The organism is Micromonospora sp. NPDC051296, from assembly GCF_040682255.1.
GTDB classification, from domain to species: Bacteria; Actinomycetota; Actinomycetes; order Mycobacteriales; family Micromonosporaceae; genus Micromonospora; species Micromonospora craterilacus.
This window is the reverse complement of sequence record NZ_JBFBAO010000399.1, coordinates 1-6036: the sequence shown is the minus strand read 5'-3', so window position 1 is coordinate 6036 and position 6036 is coordinate 1. Positions and strand designations below refer to the sequence as shown.

Below are 6036 nucleotides of genomic sequence, written 5' to 3'. Positions count from 1 at the left end.
TCGGCGTCGTCGCCGGCATCGCGGACACGGTGGCGGTCATGTACGCCGGCCGCATCCTCGAACAGGGTCCGGTCGACGCCGTCTTCGCCAACCCGTCGCACCCGTACACCGCGGCGCTGCTCGCCGCCCGACCCGACCCGGCAGCCGGCGGCGGTGATCTCGTCACCATCCAGGGGGCGCCGCCGAGCCCGCTGGATCTGCCCGCCGGCTGTGCCTTCTGGCCCCGCTGCCCGGTACGCGGCGACGCCCGCTGCGAGCACGAACTGCCGCCGCTGGCTTCGGTGTCCGCCGACCACCACGTGCGTACGTTCTACCCGCACCAAGCCGACGGGGAGAGCCGATGAGCGAGCGCAACGCGAATCAGCGAACCCGGGGTTTCGGTGCAGCATTTCGGCCCGGAGCGCAGCGGGGGAGTGCCGGTAGGAGCCCCCAGCCTGAACCGGCCGAGGTGGTGGCCGCGCTCGACGACCTCACCGTGTGGTTCCCGACACCGGCCGGCGTGGTCCGCGCCGTCGACGGGGTGTCGTTGCAGGTGCGCCGGGGCGAGACGCTGGGCCTGGTCGGCGAGTCCGGCAGCGGCAAGTCCACCACCGGTCTGGCGTTGCTGCGACTGGTCGACCCCACCTCCGGCAGCGTTCGGGTGGCTGGGCAGGAGGTGACCCGTTGGTCCCGGCGGCGGTTGCGCGCGCTACGCCGCCGGGTCGCCATGGTGTTCCAGGATCCGCAGGCCTCTCTCGACCCAAGACTCACCATCGGGGCGAGCATCGCCGAGCCGTTGATCGTGCACCGGCTGACCGACGGCGGTGCCGCCCGTCGCAGCCGGGTCGGGGAACTGCTCGACCTGGTCGGCCTGCGCCGCGACCTCGCCGACCGGCATCCGCACGAACTCTCCGGCGGCCAGCGGCAGCGGGTGGGCATCGCCCGTGCGCTGGCCGGCGAGCCGGACCTGATCGTCCTGGACGAACCGATCGCGTCACTCGACCTGAGCGTGCAGGCGCAGATCATGAACCTGCTCCGCGGTCTGCAACGGGAGCTGGGACTGACCTACCTGTTCATCGCCCATGACCTCGCCGCCGTGGAGCACATGAGCGACCGGCTGGCCGTGATGTACCTGGGCCGGATCGTGGAGAGCGGCACTCCGGCGCAGATCTGGCGGGAGCCCGCTCATCCGTACACTGCCGCCCTGCTGTCGGCGGTGCCGGTGGCCGACCCGCGGGTCGAGCGGCAGCGTCGGCGGATCATCCTCACCGGCGACATCCCCAGCCCGGTGGACCCGCCCGACGGCTGCCGCTTCCGGACCAGATGCCCCCAGGCCCGGCCGGACTGCGCCGGCACCGACCCGGTGCTCGTCGAGGTCGACCGCGAACATCGTGCAGCCTGTCTGTTCGCCGGGGAGGCCGTGCGGGCGATGCGGGCGCCGTGACTGTCGGACGGGTGGCCGGCCGCGCTCGTGTCATTAAGGCTTGAAAACCTGTCGAGTTAGTGGGATATTCGGTGCGCGGTCGGCACGGACGATCAGGGCTGCCACGCTCGGCGTGACGCTGATCGTCGCCGTCGAGGGTTAGCCAGTCGGGCATCGAGGCCCGATCCGCGACCGCACCCACCACTGTCTTCATTCCACCTCAACTCAAAACGGGCATATTCCCTATCTAATTGGTCGGATTTATATAGTGCGGCGCGCACTGGATGGAGGACGGGATTCCGATGAGGCACCGGATCAGAGCGGCCATCGCCCTCGCCATGGTCACCGGCTTGGCGCTGTCGGGCTGCGGCGGCGGCGACGCGGCGGCGGGCGGCTCCGCCACGCTGAACATCGTCGGCTTCGCGGTGCCCGAGGCGGCGAACAAGGCCATCGCTGCGGAATGGAACAAGACCGACGCGGGCAAGGGGGTCAGGTTCAAGACCTCCTACGGCGCCTCCGGCGACCAGAGCCGCGCGGTGGTGTCCGGCCTGAAGGCCGACTACGTGCACTTCTCCGTGACCAGCGACGTGACCCGCCTGGTCGACGCCGGGCTGGTCGAGGAGAGCTGGGACGACGGCCCGAACAAGGGCATCGTGTCCTCCTCGGTGGTGGTGCTGGCGGTGCGCAAGGGCAACCCCAAGAACATCCAGGGGTGGGATGACCTGATCAAACCCGGCATCGGCATCGTCACGCCCAACCCCGCGTCGTCCGGCGCCGCCCGGTGGAACGCCCTCGCCGCCTGGGGGCACATCGCCGCCAACGGCGGGACCGACGCCCAGGCACAGGAGTACCTCACCAAGCTCTTCGCCAACGTGGTGTCGCTGCCCAACAGCGGCCGCGACGCCACCACCACCTTCCTCGGCGGCACCGGTGACGTCCTGCTCGCGTACGAGAACGAGACGATCCTGGCCCGGCAGAACGGTGAGGAACTCGACTGGGTCCTGCCGGCGACGACGCTCCTGATCGAGAACCCGGGCGCGATCCTCACGGCCGCCGACCCGAAGGCGAAGGACTGGCTCGACTTCGTGCTCGGCCCGCAGGGCCAGCGGCAGTTCGCGCTCACCGGCTTCCGGCCGATCATCGACGGGGTCGACACCAGCGGCATCGAGGGCGCGCTCGATCCGAACAACCCGTTCCCCGCACCGCAGAAGCTGCTGACCGTGCAGAACGACTTCGAGAGCTGGTCCGCGCTGTCCAAGAAGTTCTTCGACGAGAAAGAAGGCATCGTCACCAAGGTCATCGCGGCGTCCGGGAAGGCGAAGTGACCTCGACCGCACTCGTCCCGGACCGGCCGGCGGGCAACCGCCGGTCGGCCCGGGGCGGCCTGCCGCTCACCCGGGTCTCCGGGCTGGGCCTCGGCGTGGCGATGGTGTGGTTCAGCCTGCTCGTGCTCATCCCGTTGGCGGCCGTGGCGGTGACCGCGTCGCAGGGCGGGTGGAGCGGGTTCTGGCGGACGGTGACCAACGAACAGACCGCCGCCACGATCCGCCTGACCGTGGGCACCGCGCTGGCCGTCACGCTGGTCAACATCGTCATGGGCACCCTGATCGCCTGGGTGCTGGTGCGGGACCGCTTCTTCGGCAAGCGCGCGCTGGAGATCCTCATCGACGTTCCGTTCGCGCTGCCGACCATCGTCGCCGGTCTGGTGCTGCTGTCGCTGTACGGGCCGGGCAGCCCGCTCGGGGTCAACATCGCCAACACCCGGATCGCGGTGTTCCTCGCCTTCCTGTTCGTGACGCTGCCGTTCATCGTGCGGACCGTGCAGCCGGTGCTGGCCGAACTCGACCCGGAGGCCGAGGAGGCCGCGGCGTCGTTGGGAGCCAGCCGGTACACCACCTTCCGGCGGATCGTCCTGCCGAGCCTCACCCCGGCCATCGCGGCCGGCGCCGCACTGTCGTTCGCCCGTGCCGTCGGTGAGTACGGCTCACTGGTCCTGCTCTCCGGCAACCTGCCGATGCGTACCGAGGTGGCCTCGGTCCGCATCCTCAGCAGCATCGAGAACGACAACCCCGACAGCGCGGCGGCGGTCGCGGTGGTGCTGCTGGCCATCTCGTTGGCCGTCATCGTCGTACTCGACGTCATCCAGCGGAGGGTGATGCGCCGTGGCTGAGCGCTCGATTGCCGCCCGTACCCAGGTCGGCCGCCGCCCCGGCCGGTACGTCCTGCGGGCCGTGGTCACCGCGTACCTGTTCTTCCTGGTGGCGTGGCCGTTGTACCTCGTCGGGCGGAACGCGTTCGCCGACGGGTTCACCAACCTCAACGACATCCTCACCGATCCCGACGTGACCCACGCACTGCGGCTCACCCTGGTCATCGCGGTGACCGCCGTCGTCATCAACACGGTGTTCGGCGTCGGCATCTCGATCCTGCTGGTCCGCTACGACTTCCCCGGCAAGCGGGCGCTCAACGCCCTGCTCGACATGCCGCTGTCGGTCTCGCCGATCGTTGTCGGGCTTGCCCTGATCCTGGTCTACGGCGGACGGGACGGCTGGTTCGGTCCGACGCTGGAAGCGGCCGGCCTCCAGATCATCTTCGCCGTGCCGGGAATGGTGCTGGCCACCGTGTTCGTGGCGCTGCCGCTGGTCATCCGGGAGGTCGTACCGATTCTCCAGGAGGTGGGCGACGAGCAGGAGCAGGCCGCCCGCAGCCTCGGCGCCAACGCGCTGCAGACGTTCCGCCGGATCACCCTCCCGTCGATCAAGTGGGGCGTGATCTACGGAGTCGTGCTCAGCCTCGCCCGTTCGCTCGGTGAGTTCGGCGCGGTCAAGGTCGTCTCCGGCAACGTGCTCGGTGAGACCCGTACGGCGACCCTGGTGGTCGAGGAGAAGTACCTGAACTTCGACAAGGGCGGCGCGTACGCCACCGCCTTCCTCCTCGCCCTCGTCGCCGTCGCCTGCATCATCGTCGTATCCGTCCTCAGGCCGAAGGAAGACCGTTGAGCATCGAGATTGTCAACGTCGGCAAGCGTTTCGGAGATTTCGTCGCGCTGGACGAGGTGTCGGTGAGCATCCCGTCCGGGCGGCTCACCGCCCTGCTCGGCCCCTCCGGCGGCGGCAAGTCCACGCTGTTGCGGATCGTCGCGGGACTGGAACGCGCCGACACCGGGAAGGTCGAGATCGAGGGCGTGGACGCGACCGGACTGCCGCCGCAGAAGCGCAACGTCGGTTTCGTGTTCCAGCACTACGCGGCGTTCAAGCACCTGTCGGTGCGGCGCAACGTGGCCTTCGGCCTGGAGATCCGCAAGCGGCCGAAGGACGAGATCCGGCGCCGGGTCGACGAGCTGCTCGCGCTGGTCCACCTGGAACAGTTCGCCGACCGGCTGCCCGCGCAGCTGTCCGGCGGGCAGCGCCAGCGGATGGCCCTGGCCCGGGCGCTGGCCGTGGAGCCGACCGTGCTGCTGCTCGACGAGCCGTTCGGCGCCCTCGACGCCAAGGTCCGCAAGGAACTGCGGGATTGGCTGCGCCGGTTGCACGACGAGGTGCACGTCACCACCGTCTTCGTCACCCACGACCAGGAGGAGGCGCTCGAGGTCGCCGACGAGATCGTGGTGATCAACGACGGGCGGGTGGAACAGATCGGGTCACCTGACGAGCTGTACGACCACCCGGCCAACGAGTTCGTCATGCGCTTCCTCGGCCCGGTCACCCAGCTCGGTGACCAGCTGGTGCGGCCGCACGACCTGCAGATCTCCACCGACGGCGGGGACACCGCCGGCGTGGTCGGCCGGGTCAGCCGGATCACCCGGATCGGCTTCGAGATCCGGGTCGAGGTCACCACGGCCGGCGGCCAGCCGGTGACCGTCACGCTCACCCGCAACGAGTTCCTGACCCTGGGCCTCCAGGTCGACTCCGCGGTGCGGGTCCGGCTCGCCCCGAACAGCCCCACCACCACGGCGACGTCCCCCGCGCGACAGGCTGCGGAGCCCAGCCTCGCCGCAACCCGTTAGTAGATCAACGGGCGCCGATCGAGGGTTACGGCGCAAGATCGTGCTCGATCCCGGATCGAGTGGCCTTATGGTCGCTGGGATGCCACTCGATCCGGGATCGAGCGTGGGGAGCGGCTATCTTGCCGCCGAACGCTGCTTCGGTTTCGTCGCTGAGATGACGAAGCAGCAGCGTCCGCTGCCATCGGGTGCGTCCAGTTCCTGGGAATCGGTCGAGAACAGAAGACGTCCGCCGGGACGTAGGCGTGCCGCGATCAGCGGAAGGATCTGCGCGGGCGGCGTGTGCCCGATCGCGCTGAACACTGAGTAGACCGTTCGCGACCCTGACCGCGCCCCCTCGTACTGCCGCTTCACCCCACACATGGCCTGGCCCGCTTCGGCTGCCCTGTCTCGTCGAACGCCGCGAACCGTCAGCCCATACGCCGCCGCCCTCGCGACGCCGCCTCGTCCAGACCGGGGCCACGAACCGCCGGACCTGATGTACCCGGCCTGCGTTCGTCGGCGTGGGTGTTTCCCGCATGGCGGGATGCGGGCGCGAGATCTGACCGGTAAATGACCTGTACTGCGACGGGTTTTGGGCAGGCGGGGTTGGCCCGGTGTCGGTCGGTCGGCCGGGTTCGGGGTGTGGGTG

6 protein-coding genes are annotated in these 6036 nt (G+C 69.7%); all 6 read left to right on the top strand.

Features of this window, described 5'->3' with window-relative positions; all coding sequences use genetic code 11:
* Positions 1–344, top strand: a 344-nt coding sequence (locus AB0M52_RS29090) for an oligopeptide/dipeptide ABC transporter ATP-binding protein (protein ID WP_363960313.1), incomplete at its 5' end; no start/stop codon positions are given.
* A gap of 104 nt (positions 345–448) precedes the next feature.
* Positions 449–1423 (top strand): oligopeptide/dipeptide ABC transporter ATP-binding protein, encoded by a 975-nt coding sequence (locus AB0M52_RS29085; RefSeq protein ID WP_363960310.1) that lies wholly within the window; start codon positions 449–451, stop codon positions 1421–1423.
* A 281-nt stretch (positions 1424–1704) separates the two neighbouring features.
* A complete protein-coding gene (locus AB0M52_RS29080; protein ID WP_363960307.1) occupies positions 1705–2727 on the top strand; it encodes a sulfate ABC transporter substrate-binding protein in 1023 nt (340 codons plus the stop codon).
* A complete protein-coding gene (gene cysT / locus AB0M52_RS29075) occupies positions 2724–3572 on the top strand; it encodes a sulfate ABC transporter permease subunit CysT (protein WP_363960304.1) in 849 nt (282 codons plus the stop codon). The genes AB0M52_RS29080 and cysT overlap by 4 nt, the downstream gene beginning before the upstream one ends.
* On the top strand, positions 3565–4401 hold the full coding sequence (locus AB0M52_RS29070; protein WP_363960301.1) for a sulfate ABC transporter permease subunit: 837 nt from the start codon (positions 3565–3567) through the stop codon (positions 4399–4401). The genes cysT and AB0M52_RS29070 overlap by 8 nt, the downstream gene beginning before the upstream one ends.
* Entirely contained in the window at positions 4398–5408 is a 1011-nt protein-coding gene (locus tag AB0M52_RS29065; RefSeq protein ID WP_363960298.1) for a sulfate ABC transporter ATP-binding protein, read from the top strand. The genes AB0M52_RS29070 and AB0M52_RS29065 overlap by 4 nt, the downstream gene beginning before the upstream one ends.
* Positions 5409–6036: the final 628 nt, after the last annotated feature.

Coding starts and splice junctions, on each gene's coding strand:
- AB0M52_RS29080 (WP_363960307.1), top strand. CDS start 1,705: ATGAGGCACCGGATCAGAGCGGCCATCGCCCTCGCCATGGTCACCGGC.